Genomic DNA, 16,714 nt, shown 5'->3' with positions numbered 1-16,714 from the left:
ACGCCCGCCGATCTCTCGCGCGTGCTCTGCAGAGGGCGCGCCACCGAGCCCGGCGTTAAAGAGCGCAGCCATTGCACGGAGCGGCGGCCGGACGATTCACCGTGCGCCGATGCGCCAGAGCACGACCTTCACGGTGTCGATGAGGATGGATATATCGAACCAGAGCGAGAAGCTCTTCATATAATAGAGATCATACTGGAGCTTCTCCAGCGCGTCCTCGGCGGACGCGCCGTAACGGCAGCGCACCTGTGCGTGCCCCGTCACTCCCGGCTTCACGAAGAGCCGCTGCCGGAAGAAGGGGATTTGTTTCTCCAGAGCGTCGATGAACTCGGGGCGCTCGGGCCGCGGCCCCACCATGCTCATCTCGCCGACGAGCACATTCCAGAGCTGCGGCAGCTCGTCGAGCCGCGTCTTCCGGATGAACCGCCCGACGCGGGTCACGCGCGGATCGTTCTCCGTCGCCCACGCCGCCCCGTCCTTCTCGGCGTCGGTCCTCATCGAGCGGAACTTGTGGATCCTGAACGGCTTCCCGAGAGCGCCTGTCCGGATCTGCGAATAGAGCGCCGGCCCCCTGGAGTCGAGCTTCACGAGGGCGGCCGTGAGCGCCATCAGCGGAAGCGCGAGGACGAGCCCGGCGGTCGCGCACGCGACGTCGAAGATCCGCTTCGCGATCAGCGTCCGCCGCCGCACGCTGAACCCGTGAGAGAAGATGATCTGGCTCGGCTTCAGCTCGCGCACGCAGATCTTGCCGGTCACCCGCTCGTAGAAATCCATGCCCTCCTCGATCTCGACGCCGCGGAGCTTCAGATCGAGCAACTCTTCCAGGGGGAAGGCGGCGCGGCGATCGGACGTCGCCACGATCACCGCCGCGACGCCGCGCTGCTCGACGAGGCGGCGGAGGTCACGGTACCTCCCCGCGATCTCGGCCTCGTCGATCGGCTCCTCGTCTCGGACGAGCCGGCCGGCGAGGCGCAGCCCGAGGACCTGTCCATCCTTCCGGATGAGGGCCGCGCACGAGCGGGCGAGCTCCCCAGAGCCCAGCACGACCGCGCGCTTCGAGAAGCTCTCGCTCCTCATCACCCGATCACACGCCGCGCGCCACGCCGGGAGCACGAGCGCCGCCGCCCCGAGCGACGTCAGGATCACCCGGTCGCTGATCTCCGCGTCCGGCACGAGCCAGAACGCGAGCCACAGCACCGCCGCCGCCAGGCCGAGCGCCCGGAACATCGTCAGGACCAGCGCCCGTGCCCTGGGAGGCTCAGGCCCGTAGAGGCCGTGATAATAGAGCGACGCCAGCGCCACCAACGAGATGCTCGCTGTACGTCCGAAGCGCTCCCCATCGAGCGTGTGCTCCCAGCCCACGAGCACGCCCGGCGCGCAGCACACCAGCAGCGAGAGCAGGCTGGCCTCGACAAACCACACCATCGCCCGGCGCGGCGACCGGAACAGCTCCAGCATCGTTCCTCCACTCGTCGGCCCCGGGCGGTCGCACATCACGGCGCGTCGCCTCTGACGGGGCACCTACGGTTGTAGTTGAACCTACACTAGAGCAGACCGGGGCAGATCGCCAGATGCCTCCGACGAATCTCATTTCATGACGGCGGACTGAGCCGCCGCGCGCGAGGCCGGGCGCGGCGAATTTGGCGCTTTCGGGGCCAGGTTGCGCCGATGACGTGCGGGCTGTCGTGGGGAGTCGCGGCGCGAGAACGCCGTCGACGGATTGCCTACGTCGAGTCCTTAGTGTCACGCGGACCGCGGCTGAGCCGCCACGCGCCACGCGCCACGCGCCATGCGCCACGCGCCACGCGCCACGCCAGCAGCGCGCCGCCCGGTGCACGGTCGTCTCGCCGGCTCTCCGGCGGCTGAGCCGTCGCGCGGGTGGACGCGCCCGCCCCCTGCGGGGGAGCGATTGGCGTGTCGAGGGGGGCTTATCGCGCGTCGCGCGTCGCGCGCGGGCCGGCTTGCGCGGGGGGGGCCTCGCCGGAGGTGTCGCCGCCGCCGTCGGGCTCGCGGCCTGGCTCGGGCGCCTGCCAGCGGCCGGAGGGCATCCCCTGGATCATCGCGCCGCGGCGCTCGTCGTCCCATGCGCCGTCGGGATCGCGGCGGAGCGTCCGGTGTCGATCCGTCGATAGCGTCCCCGAGATCCCGGCGCTGAAGATGCTCCTCAGCGAGCCGCCGGCCTCGCCTGCGCTCGGCGCCGGATCGAGCGCGGCGCGCGTGTACTCCAGATCGACGCCGCCGCTCAGCGCGAGCCCGCGCCAGAGGGGATAGGAGATCTCCGCGCCCGCGAGCGCGGTGGTGGTGGACAGCGACCCTTCCCTGGAGGGCGCCGCCGCGCCGGGGGTGAGGTGGAGCGGCGGATTGGCGGCGACGGGGGCGCTGCCGGTCGAGAAGCGGGCGACCCCGGTCACGAGGAGGTCGCGGGTCGCGCCGCCCCGGGCGGGCCGAAAGCTCGCTTCGAGGGACGCCTCGTGCTCGTGTCCGAATCCGATCCTCGGCCCGAGCGACGTGTAGGCATAGGCATAACCCGCTGTCAGCCGATAGCGCTGCTCCACGTAGGTGAGCCCGAGCCGCGCCGCCGGCGCGATCACCGCGTCGCGCGACGACAGCACGGGCGGCGGGCTCGCGACGGTCACGCCGCCGGCGACCCGCGTCGAGACGTTCCGCGTGAGCTCGTGAGACTCGGAGAGGAGCGCGGCGCCGGCGTGGACGCGGGCCGCGCCGCGCGTGAGATCGGTGTCGAGCAGCGCGTGATGGTACTGGGTGACCTCGTACCGGAGCTCGGGCGTCAGCGTGTCCAGCGCGCCGAGGTCGAACGAGGTGCTCACCTCGGCGCGCCCCGTGTGCGCGTCGATCCCGACCGCGGCAGGGTCGTCGGCCGAGAGCGCGCCCGCCTGCTCGTAGCCGGCGCCGACGCGCACCGAGGAGCGCCGCGACGCCGTGATGGAGAGGGCCGGCGCGGCGGAGAGCGTGTATTGCAGGCGATCGCCGGACAGGAACGGATCGCGCGCGGCGAGCGCGTCGTCGGCGCGCACGCCGAGGCGCGTCGCGAGGTAGCCGGCCGCGGCCATGGAGAGATCCGCGAGCGGCGAGAGCGCCCAGCCCGCTCCCCCGCCGAGCCGCGCCGAGGCGCTGTCGGAGGGCGTGAGTCGAGCCGAGTCGAGCGAGACCTGAAATACCCGCTCGTAGCTTCCATCGACGCTCAGTCCATAACGAGACACCTCGCCCCGGAGAGAGCCCTCGAGCGAGCCCACGACGCCAGCCATCAGCGCTCCCGAGCCCACGTCCCCGACGTTCGACGCCACGCGCTGCTCCACCGCCGCCCGCGCCGTCACGTCGGAGTCCCACATCGGCAAGACGAACGAGAACACGCGCCCCCTCGCTGTCGAGCGGCAAGCCCCGCGGCACGGAGCGACCCGAATCGGCCGCCCTCCCCTCCCCGGCAGCACGCCCGGCGCCCGGAGCGTCCCACGTTCGGTGATGTTTGCAACATTACAAGTCTGGCCTCGGCGTGCGTGTGCCACCGCGCGCCGCGCGAGGGGCTGCGCGGCGCCGCCGGGGACGCTCCGGAGAGCGGGCCAGGCCGTGCAAGGCGCGCGTTCGCGGTGTGGACGTGCGCCGGCAGGGCAGGACGTACCCCGGAGTCCATCGCTGCCCCGCTGAGGGCGGACCCATGGAATGTAACAAATGTTACACCATGAAGGCTGGCGTGGACGTGGGCATGAACGAGGCGGGCTGGCCGAGGCCGCTGCGCGTCCTCTGGGTGACGCGCATCTTTCCGAACCGGGTTGAGCCGCTGTCGTGCGCGTTCCAGCGGCAGCAGCTCGCGGCGCTGTCGCGCCGGTGCGCGGTGGAGGTCCTCGCGGCGATCCCGTACCACCCGGGCGTATCGCTCCTGGGCGATCGCACACGCCCGGGCCGGCTGGTGGCGGTGCCGGCGCGCGACGAGATCGACGGCGTCCCGGTGGTCCACGCGCGCGCGCCGTACCTCCCCGGGGCGGGCCGGGTGCTGGCGCCCGTGAACGCGCCGCTCTACCTGGCGGGGCTCCTGCCCTACGTCCCGCGGCTGCGGGGGCGGTTCGACGTCGTGCTGGGGGCGTGGCTCTACCCCGACGCCTGCGCCGCGGCGCTGCTCGCCCGGATGCTCGGCCTCCCGTACGCGGTGAAGGCCCACGGCACGGACGTGAACGTCGTGGCGCGCTGGCGCTCGGTGCGGCCGCTCGTCGGCAGCGCGCTCCGGTCCGCCGCATGCGTCATCGGCGTGAGCCGGCCGATGGTCGAGGCGCTCGTGGCGCTCGGCGCGCCGAAGGAGCGCGCGGTCCTCGTCCGCAACGGGGTCGACCGCGCGCTCTTCCGCCCTGCCGACCGGTGCGCCGCCCGGCGCGAGCTCGGGCTCCCGGCGCGCGGGCGCATCGTCACCTTCGTCGGGCACGTCAGCCGGGAGAAAGGGATTCACGAGCTGCTGCGCGCGTTCGAGGCGCTCGGCCGGGACGGCGGCGACGGAAGCGAGCCTGTCCATCTCGTGATCGTCGGCGATGGTCCGGAGCGGGCTGCGGTCGAGCAGGCCGCCGCGCGGCGCGATCGCGAGCCCGCCGATCTGAGCGAGGGGCGCGGCCGGATCATCGCGGTCGGAGCGAGGCCGCTCTCCGCGGTTGCCCGCCACCTCGCCGCGACGGATCTTCTGGCGCTTCCGAGCTGGGCGGAAGGAACGCCGAACGTGGTGCTCGAGGCGCTCGCGGCTGCACGTCCTGTGGTGGCCACGCGCGTCGGGGGCATCCCCGATGTGGTGACGCCGGGGCGCACCGGCCTTCTCGTCCCGTCGCGCGACGCCGTGGCGCTCGGCCGGGCGCTCCGCGAGGCGCTCGCGCGCGCCTGGGACGACGACGCGTTTGCCGAGGCGGCGCCGCCGTCGTGGGAGGAGAGCGCCGAGGCGCTGCAGCGGCTGCTCGCGCGGGCGGCGTTCGGGGACGACGGGCGGGCCGCCGCCTAACTCTCCTAACTCTATTGCGGGAAGTTGCCCCGGATCAGCAGAAAAACCGCCAGGCCGCCAAGGACGCCAAGGGGAGAGGGGAAAGGGGGCCGTCCGGGCATCCCCCCTATTCCCCGGTATTCTTGGCGCCCTTGGCGGCTTGGCGGTTCGCTTCCCCGGCCGACTTCCCGCAGTAGAGCTAAGGGTGGATCACCACGAGATCGACCATGTGCAGCGCGGCGCCCCGCGGTGCCTGCAGGCCGTATGCTCGACCGCGCTGCGCCGGCTGCCGAGGAGCGTGAGGCCCGCCTCGACCCAGCCCGAGATGCCATGGCCGCACATGTAGAGCGGCAGGCCGCCGCCCGAGAGCGTGGCCCTCCCCGCGGCGTCGCTGGTGGCCGTCACGCTGAAGTCGCCATACTTGAAGTAGGTCTTGTACATGAGGCCGAAGCGCTTGAAGAGCACCGACGGCGAGCCCACCACCGCCATCGTCTTGTAGGTCGTCGTCAGGTCCTTCCGGGCGATCTCCGCGCCGAAGAAGCGCATCTTCTCCATCCTGCCGCCGAAGAGCCCGTGCAGGAGCGCGCAGTCGATCTCGAGGAGCGGCGTCATGTCGTGCCAGGCCAGAGGCATCGGCGGATCGTCGAGGTAGCGGGCCGCCTGCGGCGAGAGCTGACGGCTCAGATCCGCCACGGCCCGCTCGCCATAGCGCTGCCGCAGGGCCTCGGCGCGGGAGCCGAGCAGGGTGCCCTTCACGAGATTCCCCTCGCGGAGGACCCGAGGATCGCCAAGGAACTGGGAGGAGTCTGGCGTCGGCATGCTGCAGAGCGCTCCTGTCTTCGTCCAGTATAGCGACAGATCCACGCGGAGGTGCGGCGGATTCGCGTCATGTGCCCTCGAGCCTCGATGCGCGTGTCCTCCGAGGTTCCGAGGTGTCCGAGTCTTCCGGGGCCGCGGACGGGCGCGGAGGCGAGGGCTCACTCCGCTCGCTAGTTCGATTGCGCTCGCTATTTCGACGTCGCCGCCGTCCTGCCCCGCGAAGCGCGAGCGCCACCTCGGCCGCGATGGCGTCGCCTTACCAGGTGAATGGTATGCAGTATCACCACCGGCGCGACGTGCATGGCGCCGTCGATGTTGGTCATGTGACACGGACGCACACTGCTCATTCCTCGTGACGCGTGGCGCGCACGCAAATACTCGGCACGACGCGTGCTGTTCAGCATGGGTCAACGCTGGCCGGCGCGGCTGTTCGCGCCCAGCGATACCGGGAACCAGCATGCGACCGATTCACCACATCGTCACCGCCGCGGTGCTCTCTCTGGGCCTTGTCGGGGCGCCGGGGCGCGCCGCCGCGCAGCCCGTCACCGGTCACCCGCGACTCTGGCTCACGAACGAACACCTCCCGAGGCTGCGCGGGTGGGCCGCGGACAGCCGAAACCGCATGTACAGGGAAGCCATGTTGCCCGCGCTCCGGGGTGCGATCGCAGCTTACGAAGGCCGGTTCTACCCGAATGGGCGGCCGAACCCGACGTGGCCGGACGGCGGCACCAACGCCTATGAGCAGTATCCGACCGAGGCGTATGCCGAGTTTTTCGCATTCATGTCGCTCATCGATGCCGACGCCGCGGCCCGCCCCACCCACGCCGTCAGGGCGCGCAACCTCTTGATGGTCGCCATCGAGGAGGCGAGCAAGGGGAGAGCCGACGGCCAGCCCTTCCGCCGCCCGGGGTTCGCGACCGGCGATCGCTCGCGCTGGTGGGGTGAAGGGTTCCCGCTGACGGTCGATTGGATCTACAACGCGACCGACAGCGGCGGCCGTCCGGTGCTCTCCGCCGGCGACAAGGCCAAGATTCGGCAGGTCTTTCTCAGGTGGATTGACGACAACCTGCACGCATCGACGGCGGGCAACGAGCACCCCCACCCCGTCGGCGTCATGAACGATCCGGCGCTGCTCCGCGATCCGCTCCAGCTCAGGTGGGCTGCGAACAACTACTATCTCGGCCATCTGCGCAATGTCACGCTGATGTCGCTCTCGATGGACGACGCGGACGACCCTCCGCTCGATCCGAGCGCGCCGGCGGGGGCGCTCGGCAACACGCTGCGCAGCTATCGCGCGGACGCGACGGGCGCGTGGCTCTACCAGGCCTTCGCCATCTTCGAGGCCTCCGAGACCGCGGCCAAGCAGCTCGGGGTCCCTTCCGACGGGCTCGGCGTGGCCAGCGGCGGCCTGCCCGTGGAGGGCTTTCTCTACGGCGGCGGCATCGCGACCCTCCACCAGGCGCTGCTGGGGCTCTATACGGCCGGCTACGGCACCCAGGCCCAGTCAGGACCTCAGATCGGGCTGCTGCGCAGCGGATACTGGGACCGCTTCACGGACGGGTTCCTGCACTCGATCGCGCCGGGCCCGGTCACGTACCCGTCGAGGACCGACCTCGGGCCGGTCTACGAGATGGCGAACTACGGCGACACGCTGCAGATCTGGGTCGAGCCGCGCTTCGCCGAGCTGTTCGGCTCGCTCGGCGTCTTCGACCAGCTCACGGGCAACACCGCGCGCTTGCAGAGGTCGCGCTGGATCGTGGCCAACACGATCGCGGGCGGCGCGCCCGAGCTCTACGCGCGCACGTCCAAGATCTGGGGCTCACCCGCCCCGAGCCGGGCGATCCTGAGCTTCATGCTCTTCGACCCGGCCGTGCCGCTCCCGGCGGATCCGCGCCAGGCGATGCCCACCGCCTTCTTCGAGCGGGCGCAGGGGCGCGGCTCCCTCCGCGCGCGCTCGGACTGGACGGCGGGCGCGACGTGGTTCACCTGGCGGTGCGGCTGGGTCACCATCAACCACCAGATCGGCGACTGCAATCAGATCGAGCTCTACCGGAAGGGAGAGTGGCTGACGAAGGAGCACACGAGTTACTCGAACAACCTGACCGGGGCCACGACCGACTACCACAACACCCTCTCCCTGCAGAACGACAAGCCGTCGAACATGCGCTGGTTCGAGAAGGAGATCGTCGCGCGAGGCGGCCAGTGGCGCGAGGGGCGCGCCGCCGGCGATCCGAAAACGCGCATGACCCGGGGCGCCGGCTACGTGTTCGCCGAGGGGATAGCGACGGATCTGTACAACACCCGCGAGAACGTCTGGACGCCCACGGACGCCGCCCGCGACATCGTCCATGCGAGCCGGTCGGTCGTCTGGCTGCAGCCGGATCACGTGGTCGTCTACGACCGCGCGACGTCGCGCACCGCCGGCCGGTTCAAGCGGTTCAACCTGATGACCACGTCGGCGCCGCGGATCGCCGGCCGGACGGCCAGCGCCGTGACCCCGCGGGGGCAGACGCTGTTCATCCAGAGCCTCTTGCCGCGGAGCGCCCGCATGACGGCCGCGCCGGTCGAGAACGTCGACAAGCCGGCGACGATGGAGCCGACGACCCACCGCCTCGTCGTGGAGGATCAGACCGCTCCGACGGACGTCCGCTTCCTGCACGTGCTGCAAGGCGCGGACGCGGGCGCGGCGATGGATGCGGCGACGCGGATCGACAGCGCGCAGGGCTCCGGCTTCGACGGCGCGCTCGTGGCAGGCACGGTCGTCCTCTTCCGCTCGGATCTGCGCTCGGAACCGCGACCGAGCTCGGGGCCGCTGACCTATCAGGTGCCTCGCGCGACGCGCAGGCACGTGATCACCGGCCTCCTGCAGAAGGCCGGCTACGACGTGGCCGTCGTCTCCCGGGAGCCGGAGCTCAAGATGCGCATCACGCCGGGCGGGCGCTACGCGACGGACGACTCGGGCGTGCTCTCGTTCGACACGCCGTAGCGCGCGGAGCGCGGCGCGCGGTCGGCGCCGGTGCGATGAACGGCGCGGCGCTCCCTTCAGGGCTTCGGGGCGAACACCCGGTCGAGCTCCTCCTTTCCGAACACCGGCGCCCAGGGCAGGAGCTCGTACTGCGCCAGCCCCTTCTCCGTGAAGGGATCGCCGTCCCGGATCCGATCCAGCGTCGCCCCGGCCGCCTCGTCGGGCACCCGGAGCAGGAGCGCCCCGCCGTGGCGGGGATCGAGCGGCCCTGACACGAGCACGAGTCCCTGCTCGATGAGCCCCTTCAGATAGGCGCGGTGGGCGTCGACGGCCGGGAGCACCTCGTCGAGCGGTCGCCTGTAACGAATGATCGCAATCGCGTACATGATGTCGTGAGTCCTCGCGCGGCAATCTACCAGAGCACAGCGCGCCCGGTCGGAGAGTCTGTTCGCGCCAGGGCGCCCTCCGGCCGAGCCTCCGGCGGCAATCGCGCGGTCCCCCTTTCCCTTCGCGCTCCCGTCTGGCAGTGTGCGCGCCCTCCGCTGGAGACACCTGTATGGCGAGACCCCCGAAAGCAGCACCTGCTCCTGTCCTCCCGTCCTCGCCGGCCGCCGCGCTCGCGGCGTACGGCCGCGTTGAGCCGAAGCTCCTCGAGCTCGGCCCCGACGATCTCGTGACCGTCTACGTCGAGGTCCCCAGGGCCGTGAGCTCCGTGCTCTCCGCCCTGCCCCACCTGCGCGAGCTCCGCGACGAGATCGTCCGGGATCTCCCGAACCATCCGATCGCGATGCTGGACGAGCTCGAGGACTACGCCCTCGCGGCCTGGTACGCCGATCTTCTCTACAGCACGCCCGCGAGCGAGCTCGACGCGAAGAAGCTCACCGAAGAGGCCGGCACGCTGCGCGAGGGGCTCCTCGTCGCGGCCGAGGCGCTCGGTTACAGGAACCTGCTCGACAAGCAGCGCGTCGCCGACATCCGCAAGGGCAAGGGGCACGCGGATCTCGCGAGCGATCTCATCGCCCTGGCCGAGCTCTTCCGCGGCTCCTGGGACAAGGTCCGCGCCAAGACGGCGGTCGAGGACGAGGAGCTCGAGCGCGCCGCGGATCTCGGCGTGCGCCTCCTCGCCGCGCTCGCCGCGAAGCCCGGCAAGGGCTCGTCCGCGGCGCCGAAGATCACCGACGCCGGCGATCGCCGCGCCCGCGCGATCTCGCTGGTCGCGAAGGCGTACGAGGAGTGCCGCCGCGCCGTCGCGTACCTGCGCTGGCACGAGGGCGGCGACGGCGACCTCGCCCCGTCGCTGCTGCAGAAGCCGCGCGGCCGGCGCCCGAACGCCGAGAAGGCCGCGGCGGCCGCGAGCAGCGCCTCGTCCGAGGCGCCGGCCAAGGCGCCCGACGAGGAGGTGTCCGCGGCAGAGGGCGGCGAGCTCTCGTCCCCCGAGCCGGCGAACGACGCCGCGCCGGTCGTGGGCGCCTGATCTCCCGCGCCTCGCGCTCTTGAAGCGAGCGCGCGGCAGGGACGAGGCGCGGGCAGCGCGGAGGCTCCTCTGGGCCTCCGGCTGCCACGCGCCCTCCCCTGCCTCGGCGCGCCTCGCCGACCTCGATCTGCCGGCCTAGAGTCCCGGCTCCGGCTACCGGCTCCGGCTCGACTCCTCGATGAGCTCGACCTTGTAGCCGTCCGGATCCTCGACGAACGCGATCACGGTCTTGCCGTGCTTCATCGGGCCCGGCTCGCGCGTGATCTTCCCGCCCGCCGCCCGGATGCGGTCGCAGGCCCCGCGGATGTCATCGACCCCGAGCGCGATGTGCCCGTACGCCGTGCCGAGCTCGTACTTGTCCACGCCCCAGTTGTGCGTGAGCTCGATCTCGGCGTGCTCGGGGTTCTTCCCGTAGCCGAGGAAGCAGAGCGTGAACTTGCCCTCCGGGTAGTCCTGCCGCGACAGGAGCTGCATCCCGAGCACGTCCCTGTAGAAGCCGATCGAGCGCTCGAGATCGCCGACCCGAAGCATCGTGTGCAAGATCCTCATGCCGATTCCCGTCTCCTTCCTCCGGCCCTGGCGCCCGCGCGGCGCTCAGCCGTAACGCACCGAGATGAGCTCCATCTCCGCCTCGCCCGCCGGGCGGCGGACCGTGATCACATCCCCCGCGCGCCTGCCGAGGAGCGACCGGCCGACCGGAGAGCGCCAGCTGATGCGCCCTGCCGCGCTGTCGATCTCGTCCTCGCCCACGATCTGGTACGTGCGGCGCGCGCCGTCCTCGTCCTCGATCTCGACCGTCGCGCCGAAGAAGACCTTGTCGCCGCGCTGCTCGGACGGATCGACCACGACGGCCTTCTCCAGCCGCTTCGTCAGGTAGTGCATCCGCCGGTCGATCTCGCGCAGCTTCTTCTTCCCGTAGATGTACTCGGCGTTCTCGGAGCGGTCGCCCTGCGCCGCCGCGTCGGCGACCTCCTGGACGATGCGAGGCCGCTCCACGGAGCGGAGCCGCGCGAGCTCTTCGGACAGCCTCCTCGCCCCGCTGGGCGTGATGTAAGCCGGGTCGGACATGGTCGATCGCGGGCGAGCCTACGCCGCGCCGCTCGCCAGTTCAACGCCGTGGATCCCGGCGCGGGGGCCCCGCCGAGGACCCGCCTCGGATGCCCCGATCTTCATGGATCTCCACGAGATTCTCCACATGTTGCGGACGGCTGTTGACGCGCCGCGGCGACATGCTAGGCGAATGCAGAACTGTGCCGCAGCTGCGCGGAAGACCGGGAAGGGAACCGGCTGCCAGCGCCTCCCTGCCGCGGCAACGAGGAGGTCTCCCATGTCGAACGCTCAAACCCACCAGAACCGCTACAAGGCCGACCTCCGCGAGATCCGCTTCCTCCTCTTCGAGCAATTCCGGCTGGACGAGCTGCTCGGCAGCGCGCCCTACGACGCGTGGGGGCGCGACGAGGTAGGGATGGTCGTCGACGAGGCGTACAAGTTCGCGTGCGATGTCTTCGGCCCGCTCAACGCGGTCGGCGATCGGGTCGGCTGTCGCATCGAGGGGGGGCAGGTCAAGACCCCGCCGGGGTTCAAGGACGCGTGGGACAAGCTGTATGAGGCCGGGTGGAAGTCGGTCTCGGTCTCGCCCACCTACGACGGTCAGGGCGGTCCCTTCACGCTCTACACGGTGGTGGAGGAGTTCCTCTGCGGCGCGAACGCGGCGCTCAACATGTACCCCGGGCTGACGTACGGCGCGGCCGAGGTGATCGAGCACTTCGGGACGCCGAGGCAGCGCGATCTCTTCTTGAAGCGGATGTACGGCGGGCAGTGGAGCGGGACGATGTGCCTGACCGAGCCCCAGGCCGGGTCGGACGTCGGCTCGTCGCGGACGAGCGCGGTGAAGCAGAAGGACGGCAAGTACCTCATCCGCGGCACGAAGATCTTCATCTCCGGCGGCGACCAGGACCTCACCGAGAACGTGGTGCACCTCGTGCTCGCCCGCGTCGAGGGCGCGCCCCCCGGCACGAAGGGGCTCAGCCTCTTCGTCGTGCCCAAGGTCCGGGTGAACGACGACGGCTCGCTTGGCGGGCCGAACGACGTCGTCGTCGGCAACATCGAGCACAAGATGGGCATCAACGGGTCGTCGACGTGCGTGCTCAACTTCGGCGAGAGCGACGCCTGCCTCGGGGAGCTCGTCGGCACCGTCGAGCACCAGGGCATGCCGCAGATGTTCCGGATGATGAACGGCGCGCGCATCTCCGTGGGCCTGCAGGGCGTGTCGGTCGCGTCCTCGGCGTACCTGAACGCGCTCGAGTACGCGAAGGATCGCAAGCAGGGCTCGTCGATCCTCCAGTGGAAGGACGCGACCGCGCCGCGCGTGCCGGTCATCGATCACCCGGACGTGCGGCGGATGCTGCTCGACATGAAGAGCCGCGTGGAGGGCATCCGCGCGCTCATCATCAAGCTCGCGCGCCACCAGGACGCGGTCGCCGTCTACCAGGGCAAGGACGACCGCGCGGCCGCCTACAACCAGGGCCAGGTCGACCTGCTCGTGCCGCTCGTGAAGGCCTACTCGTCCGACCAGGCGTTCCGCGTCTGCGAGACAGCGATCCAGACCTTCGGGGGCGCCGGGTACACGAAGGACTACCCGGTCGAGCAGTACTGCCGCGACGCGAAGGTCTTCTCGATCTACGAGGGCACGAACCACATCCAGGCGATGGACCTCGTCGGGCGGAAGCTCGGCCAGGGCGGCGGGGTCAACCTGCAGGCCTTCCTGAACGACGTGGCCGAGTTCGTGAAGGCCAACGAGAAGCACCCCGTCCTCGCCGCGAGCATCAAGGAGCTCCGCGAGGCGCACGAGGCCGTCGCCGGCACCGCGATGCGGCTGCTCTCGTGGTTCCAGCTGGGCAAGATGCCGATGGTGCCGCTCGCGGCGAACCGCTTCCTCGAGATGATGAGCGAGCTCGCGATCGGCTGGCTCCTGCTCGACGGCGCGGTCATCGCGCTCAAGGCGATGGAGGGCCTGCCGGCCGGCGACGCCGGCGCGAAGGACCGCGCCTTCTACGAGGGCAAGAAGCACGCTGCCCTCTACTTCGCGGCCAACGTGCTGCCGCACGCGAAGTTCTCCGCCGAGATCCTCGGGCGCGAGGACTCGTCCGCGCTCGACATCCCGGCCGACGCCTTCGCGACCGTCTGACCTCCCTCCCCGCGCCGGCCCCGCCTCCGGGCGGGGCGCGGCGCGGGCTCACGCGGGGACCGTGAGCCGCTCGGCCAGGTCCCGGACGGGCACGGGCATCGTCGGGTCGCGCGAGACGGCCATGATCTCGGCGCGGAGCGCGCGGACCTCCGTCAACCGGAGCCACGAGAGCGCGAGCCGCGTCATGCTCGGCAGGCCTCTCGCGAGCACCACGCGGACGACGTCGGCCGCGGGGAACGAGAAGGCCACCTCCTCGGGGGGCAGGCCCGCGGCCGTCGCCGCCGCCTCGATGCTCGCGTCGAAGTCGTCCCGCTTGGTTTCCAGCACCTCGAAGAAGGCCCGCTCGCGCTCGGGCGCGATGGCCTGAGCCGCCCCACCGCCTTCGGGCGCGAAGACCCAGGCGCCCGAGCCGTCCAGCCCCACCCGGGCGCCGGACTCCAGCGTGACGAGCGGCAGGAGGCGACCGCCTTCGATCGGCTCACCGCCGCCGGCCTCGATCCGCTCGCGCACGAGGTCCCTCAGCTCCGCGCTCATGGGCCGATGTTCGCACGGAATACCCGGCGATGGGCAACTGGGGGTGGGGCCAACTGAGCCGACACGCCGCGCGCCGGCAGGCGCGGGGCGGCCGCGCGCTCATGCGCGCCGTGGCCTCGTCTCCTCCCCACCCGGGTGATCCCTCCCCCACCCGGGCGACGCCCGCGCCCGCGCCCGCGCCCGCGCCCGCGCCCGCGCCCGCCAACGAGCGCGTGCGTGACGGGGCAGGCGCGGCGATCGCGCCGGGCGGCACGCGCAGGTCGCTTTGCTTGGAAAACGCGCAGGGCTGACCGGAATAGGAATAGTATGAGGATTCGATTCAAGGTTGATGCATGGGTAGTGGGGTTCATTCCGGTCGCGATGGCGTTGAGCGGCTGCGTCGAGCAGCCGGATAACATCATCGGGATCGGGAACCCCGAAGACGAGCTGTCCGACGAGGCCTGCACTCCGAGCAAGCACGAGACGGTCCCCTCGAAGTGCGGGGTGTGGGTCTCGAGCACCCTGGGGGACGACAGCAACGCGGGGATCCAGAGGGCGCCCCTGAGGACGATCTCGGAGGCGTTCCAGGTCTCGCCGGACAAGGGAAGGCGCATCTATATCTGCGCCCAGACGTTCGACGAGGCGGTGATCGTGCCGGGGGGACACAGGCTCTTCGGCGGGCTCGACTGCGACGACCGCTGGCGCTGGATAGGCGACAAGAAGAAGACCACGCTCACCGCTCCCGAAGGCGAGACGCCGCTCTCGTTCGATAACGGCGAAGGCGCGGCGGTGATCGAGGATTTCCACGTGACCGCGCGCTCCATCCCGGTGACCCACACCGAGCTCGCAGGCAGATCCGCGATCGCCGCGAACAGCTCCGGGGTCCCTGTCCATTTCACGCGGTGCATCCTCGAGGCGGGCGACGGGGCGCCGGGGGCGAACGGCGGGGCGTTCGTGGACGGCGCTGCCGGGAAAGGGATGATCGGCAACTTCGGCAACGCCGCGTGCTCGGCCACGACGGTCACCGGCGGGCTCCCCGTGAACAACACCTGCGGTACGCCCGACGATCGGTCGGACGACTCGCGCGGCGGCACGGGAGGGACGGGGGGCCTGGAGTCCGGGGGGGATGGAAGCAGCGGGGTTCCGGGCGATGTGATGAACGGCGGCAAGGGCGAGACCAGCACCCAGCGCTGCACCGCGGGGCAGGCGGGCGCGGACGGGGTGGACGGGAGTCCGGGCGCCGGCGCGACGGGCTTCGGCGATCTGTTCCTGGATGGGTATACGGGCCCGCTCGCCGGCGACGGGACGCCGGGCAGGCGGGGCCAGGGCGGCGGAGGAGGCGGCGGCGCGAAGGGCGGCACCGGCGCGCAGATGTGTCCTTTCGAGGCCTCTGCGGCCGGCGCCGGCGGAGGCGCCGGGGGCGCGGGCGGGTGCGGCGGGCTCGGCGGCCGCGGCGGAGGCGCCGGCGGGGTGAGCATCGCCCTCTTCGTGGGGAGCGCGTCTATCACCTTGAACGACGTGGTCTTGAAGACGGGCCGCGGCGGCAATGGCAGCGCTGGGGGCGAGGGCCAGCCGGGCGGCGAGGGCGGCGAGCACGGGGCAGCCGGGACCCGAGGCGAGGCCGACGGGCTGAACGCCGCCTGCCCTGGCGGTCGCGGTGGCCGGGGCGGCCAGGGCGGCCGGGGCGGCGGCGGGCTCGGCGGCCACTCGATCGCCATCGCGTACGCGGGCATCGAGCCTTCGCTCACGAACACGACCATCGAGCTGGGTGAGGCCGGGATCGGAGGGCGCGGGGCCAGCCGGACCTACGACGGAGCCGACGGCGTGGCGGCAGAGATCTACGATATCGAGCAGCGTTTCCGGCAGTAGCGCGGCGTGAGGTCCGCGCCGCGACAGCGCCCGGCTCTACGCCGGCGCCGCCGGCGCGGGCCAACTCCGATCCTCCTGCATGCAGCGGAGCTGCGTCACGCGCCGTCCCTCGGCGGTGGTCACCACGATCTCCCGAACGGGCGTGTCGCGCCGCGCGCGTCGGCTCAGCTTCTCGACCACCAGGAAGCCCTCCCGCGCGCCCGCGAGGTGGAGGAACTCGTCGAACAGCGCGATGTGCGCGTGCGCGCCCTCGTCGGCCGTCGCGATGCGCCGCTGGGTGGTGACGCCGATCGCCAGCGCGCCGCCCCGGGCCCGCACGACCATCGCAGGATCGAGCCCACGCTGGCTCTCATCAGGCACCGTCCAGATGTCCGCGACCCCCGCCTCGGTGAGGCGCCGCTTCATGTAGTAGAAGGAAGACTCGAGCGTGTTGTTCCGGTACGGGATCGCCTTCGACTCGATCGGATCGACGTGATTCCGCCAGAACGCGATCAGCGCGCGCGCCCAGCGCCCGCCGTCGAGCCGGCGATCCTGGAACGGCCAGTCCTCCGCCATCGCCTGCGCGCACACGCCGCGCAGCGCCTGCTCGTCGATCCCGCGCGTCGCCAGGCAGGGCGCGCAGTGCATGTAGGCCGTTCCCCTATCGAGGAGCGCGCCGCACATCGAGCAGATGTCGTTGCCGTAGCCGGGGCCCATGTACCGGAGCCAGCCGGCGCTGAGCTCCTCGTGAGCCGCGCGGCGCTCCTCGTTCCGCTCGATCTCCCGCAGTCCGTCCCGGAGGGCCTTCGAGGCCGCGCGCCGCTCGTCATCTCGCTGCTTCATCCGCTGTCCTCCAGCGTGAGCCCGTCCGCGCCGGCTCGGGCAGTGTAACGCCCGAGCCTCCGCCACGCTTCGCAAGGCGGTGGGATCCGCCCATGC

13 protein-coding genes are annotated in these 16,714 nt (G+C 71.5%); 5 read left to right on the top strand and 8 right to left on the bottom strand.

What is annotated here, in order from left to right; all coding sequences use genetic code 11:
• Positions 1-96: 96 nt before the first annotated feature.
• Both WMF27_RS17910 and WMF27_RS17905 read right to left on the bottom strand, forming a co-directional pair.
• Positions 97-1,458 carry a sugar transferase gene (locus tag WMF27_RS17910; RefSeq protein ID WP_437767663.1) on the bottom strand — a complete coding sequence of 454 codons (1,362 nt, stop codon included), beginning with the start codon at positions 1,456-1,458 and terminating at the stop codon, positions 97-99.
• 470 nt (positions 1,459-1,928) lie between these two features.
• Positions 1,929-3,371, bottom strand: a complete 1,443-nt coding sequence (locus WMF27_RS17905; protein WP_437767664.1) for a hypothetical protein — start codon at positions 3,369-3,371, stop codon at positions 1,929-1,931.
• Between the two features lie 326 nt (positions 3,372-3,697).
• Between WMF27_RS17905 and WMF27_RS17900 the strand changes: the two genes are divergently transcribed.
• On the top strand, positions 3,698-4,990 hold the full coding sequence (locus WMF27_RS17900) for a glycosyltransferase family 4 protein (RefSeq protein WP_437767665.1): 1,293 nt from the start codon (positions 3,698-3,700) through the stop codon (positions 4,988-4,990).
• A gap of 189 nt (positions 4,991-5,179) precedes the next feature.
• Here WMF27_RS17900 and WMF27_RS17895 read toward each other — a convergent pair whose 3' ends face one another.
• Positions 5,180-5,788, bottom strand: a complete 609-nt coding sequence (locus WMF27_RS17895; protein ID WP_437767666.1) for a hypothetical protein — start codon at positions 5,786-5,788, stop codon at positions 5,180-5,182.
• Positions 5,789-6,245: 457 nt separating this feature from the next.
• On the opposite strand from WMF27_RS17895, the gene WMF27_RS17890 reads away from it, so the two are divergent.
• Entirely contained in the window at positions 6,246-8,774 is a 2,529-nt protein-coding gene (locus WMF27_RS17890; protein ID WP_437767667.1) for a hypothetical protein, read from the top strand.
• A gap of 56 nt (positions 8,775-8,830) precedes the next feature.
• Here the strand turns inward: WMF27_RS17890 and WMF27_RS17885 are convergent, their stop codons facing one another.
• Positions 8,831-9,139, bottom strand: coding sequence for a YciI family protein (locus WMF27_RS17885; RefSeq protein WP_437767668.1), 309 nt, complete (start codon positions 9,137-9,139; stop codon positions 8,831-8,833).
• Between the two features lie 170 nt (positions 9,140-9,309).
• Here WMF27_RS17885 and WMF27_RS17880 point away from each other — a divergent pair, with 170 nt between their 5' ends.
• The gene (locus WMF27_RS17880) at positions 9,310-10,227 is read left to right on the top strand and encodes a hypothetical protein (protein WP_437767669.1); all 918 of its coding nucleotides are present in this window, start codon (positions 9,310-9,312) and stop codon (positions 10,225-10,227) included.
• A gap of 153 nt (positions 10,228-10,380) precedes the next feature.
• Here the strand turns inward: WMF27_RS17880 and gloA are convergent, their stop codons facing one another.
• Both gloA and greB read right to left on the bottom strand, forming a co-directional pair.
• Positions 10,381-10,776, bottom strand: coding sequence for a lactoylglutathione lyase (gene gloA / locus WMF27_RS17875; RefSeq protein ID WP_437767670.1), 396 nt, complete (start codon positions 10,774-10,776; stop codon positions 10,381-10,383).
• A 45-nt stretch (positions 10,777-10,821) separates the two neighbouring features.
• On the bottom strand, positions 10,822-11,295 hold the full coding sequence (gene greB, locus WMF27_RS17870) for a transcription elongation factor GreB (RefSeq protein WP_437767671.1): 474 nt from the start codon (positions 11,293-11,295) through the stop codon (positions 10,822-10,824).
• Between the two features lie 259 nt (positions 11,296-11,554).
• On the opposite strand from greB, the gene WMF27_RS17865 reads away from it, so the two are divergent.
• Positions 11,555-13,414, top strand: coding sequence for an acyl-CoA dehydrogenase (locus tag WMF27_RS17865; protein ID WP_437767672.1), 1,860 nt, complete (start codon positions 11,555-11,557; stop codon positions 13,412-13,414).
• Positions 13,415-13,462: 48 nt separating this feature from the next.
• Here WMF27_RS17865 and WMF27_RS17860 read toward each other — a convergent pair whose 3' ends face one another.
• A complete protein-coding gene (locus WMF27_RS17860) occupies positions 13,463-13,948 on the bottom strand; it encodes a hypothetical protein (protein ID WP_437767673.1) in 486 nt (161 codons plus the stop codon).
• A gap of 306 nt (positions 13,949-14,254) precedes the next feature.
• Between WMF27_RS17860 and WMF27_RS17855 the strand changes: the two genes are divergently transcribed.
• Positions 14,255-15,796: a PGRS family protein gene (locus WMF27_RS17855; protein WP_437767674.1), complete on the top strand. Its 1,542-nt coding sequence runs from the start codon at positions 14,255-14,257 to the stop codon at positions 15,794-15,796.
• 36 nt (positions 15,797-15,832) lie between these two features.
• Here WMF27_RS17855 and WMF27_RS17850 read toward each other — a convergent pair whose 3' ends face one another.
• Positions 15,833-16,618 carry a hypothetical protein gene (locus tag WMF27_RS17850; protein ID WP_437767675.1) on the bottom strand — a complete coding sequence of 262 codons (786 nt, stop codon included), beginning with the start codon at positions 16,616-16,618 and terminating at the stop codon, positions 15,833-15,835.
• Between the last annotated feature and the right edge of the window lie 96 nt (positions 16,619-16,714).

Origin of the sequence: Sorangium sp. So ce281 (assembly GCF_051527395.1) — a bacterium.
Lineage (GTDB): Bacteria > Myxococcota_A > Polyangia > Polyangiales > Polyangiaceae > Sorangium > Sorangium cellulosum_B.
The sequence above is the reverse complement of the archived record's forward strand: the minus strand, read 5'-3'. Positions and strand labels throughout refer to the sequence as shown.

Bases quoted from the DNA above. Each gene is read 5' to 3' on its own strand.
- WMF27_RS17910 (WP_437767663.1), bottom strand. From the start codon at position 1,458: ATGCTGGAGCTGTTCCGGTCGCCGCGCCGGGCGATGGTGTGGTTTGTC.
- WMF27_RS17900 (WP_437767665.1), top strand. From the start codon at position 3,698: ATGAAGGCTGGCGTGGACGTGGGCATGAACGAGGCGGGCTGGCCGAGG.
- WMF27_RS17895 (WP_437767666.1), bottom strand. From the start codon at position 5,788: ATGCCGACGCCAGACTCCTCCCAGTTCCTTGGCGATCCTCGGGTCCTC.
- WMF27_RS17890 (WP_437767667.1), top strand. From the start codon at position 6,246: ATGCGACCGATTCACCACATCGTCACCGCCGCGGTGCTCTCTCTGGGC.
- WMF27_RS17885 (WP_437767668.1), bottom strand. From the start codon at position 9,139: ATGTACGCGATTGCGATCATTCGTTACAGGCGACCGCTCGACGAGGTG.
- WMF27_RS17880 (WP_437767669.1), top strand. From the start codon at position 9,310: ATGGCGAGACCCCCGAAAGCAGCACCTGCTCCTGTCCTCCCGTCCTCG.
- gloA (WP_437767670.1), bottom strand. From the start codon at position 10,776: ATGAGGATCTTGCACACGATGCTTCGGGTCGGCGATCTCGAGCGCTCG.
- greB (WP_437767671.1), bottom strand. From the start codon at position 11,295: ATGTCCGACCCGGCTTACATCACGCCCAGCGGGGCGAGGAGGCTGTCC.
- WMF27_RS17865 (WP_437767672.1), top strand. From the start codon at position 11,555: ATGTCGAACGCTCAAACCCACCAGAACCGCTACAAGGCCGACCTCCGC.
- WMF27_RS17860 (WP_437767673.1), bottom strand. From the start codon at position 13,948: ATGAGCGCGGAGCTGAGGGACCTCGTGCGCGAGCGGATCGAGGCCGGC.
- WMF27_RS17855 (WP_437767674.1), top strand. From the start codon at position 14,255: ATGAGGATTCGATTCAAGGTTGATGCATGGGTAGTGGGGTTCATTCCG.
- WMF27_RS17850 (WP_437767675.1), bottom strand. From the start codon at position 16,618: ATGAAGCAGCGAGATGACGAGCGGCGCGCGGCCTCGAAGGCCCTCCGG.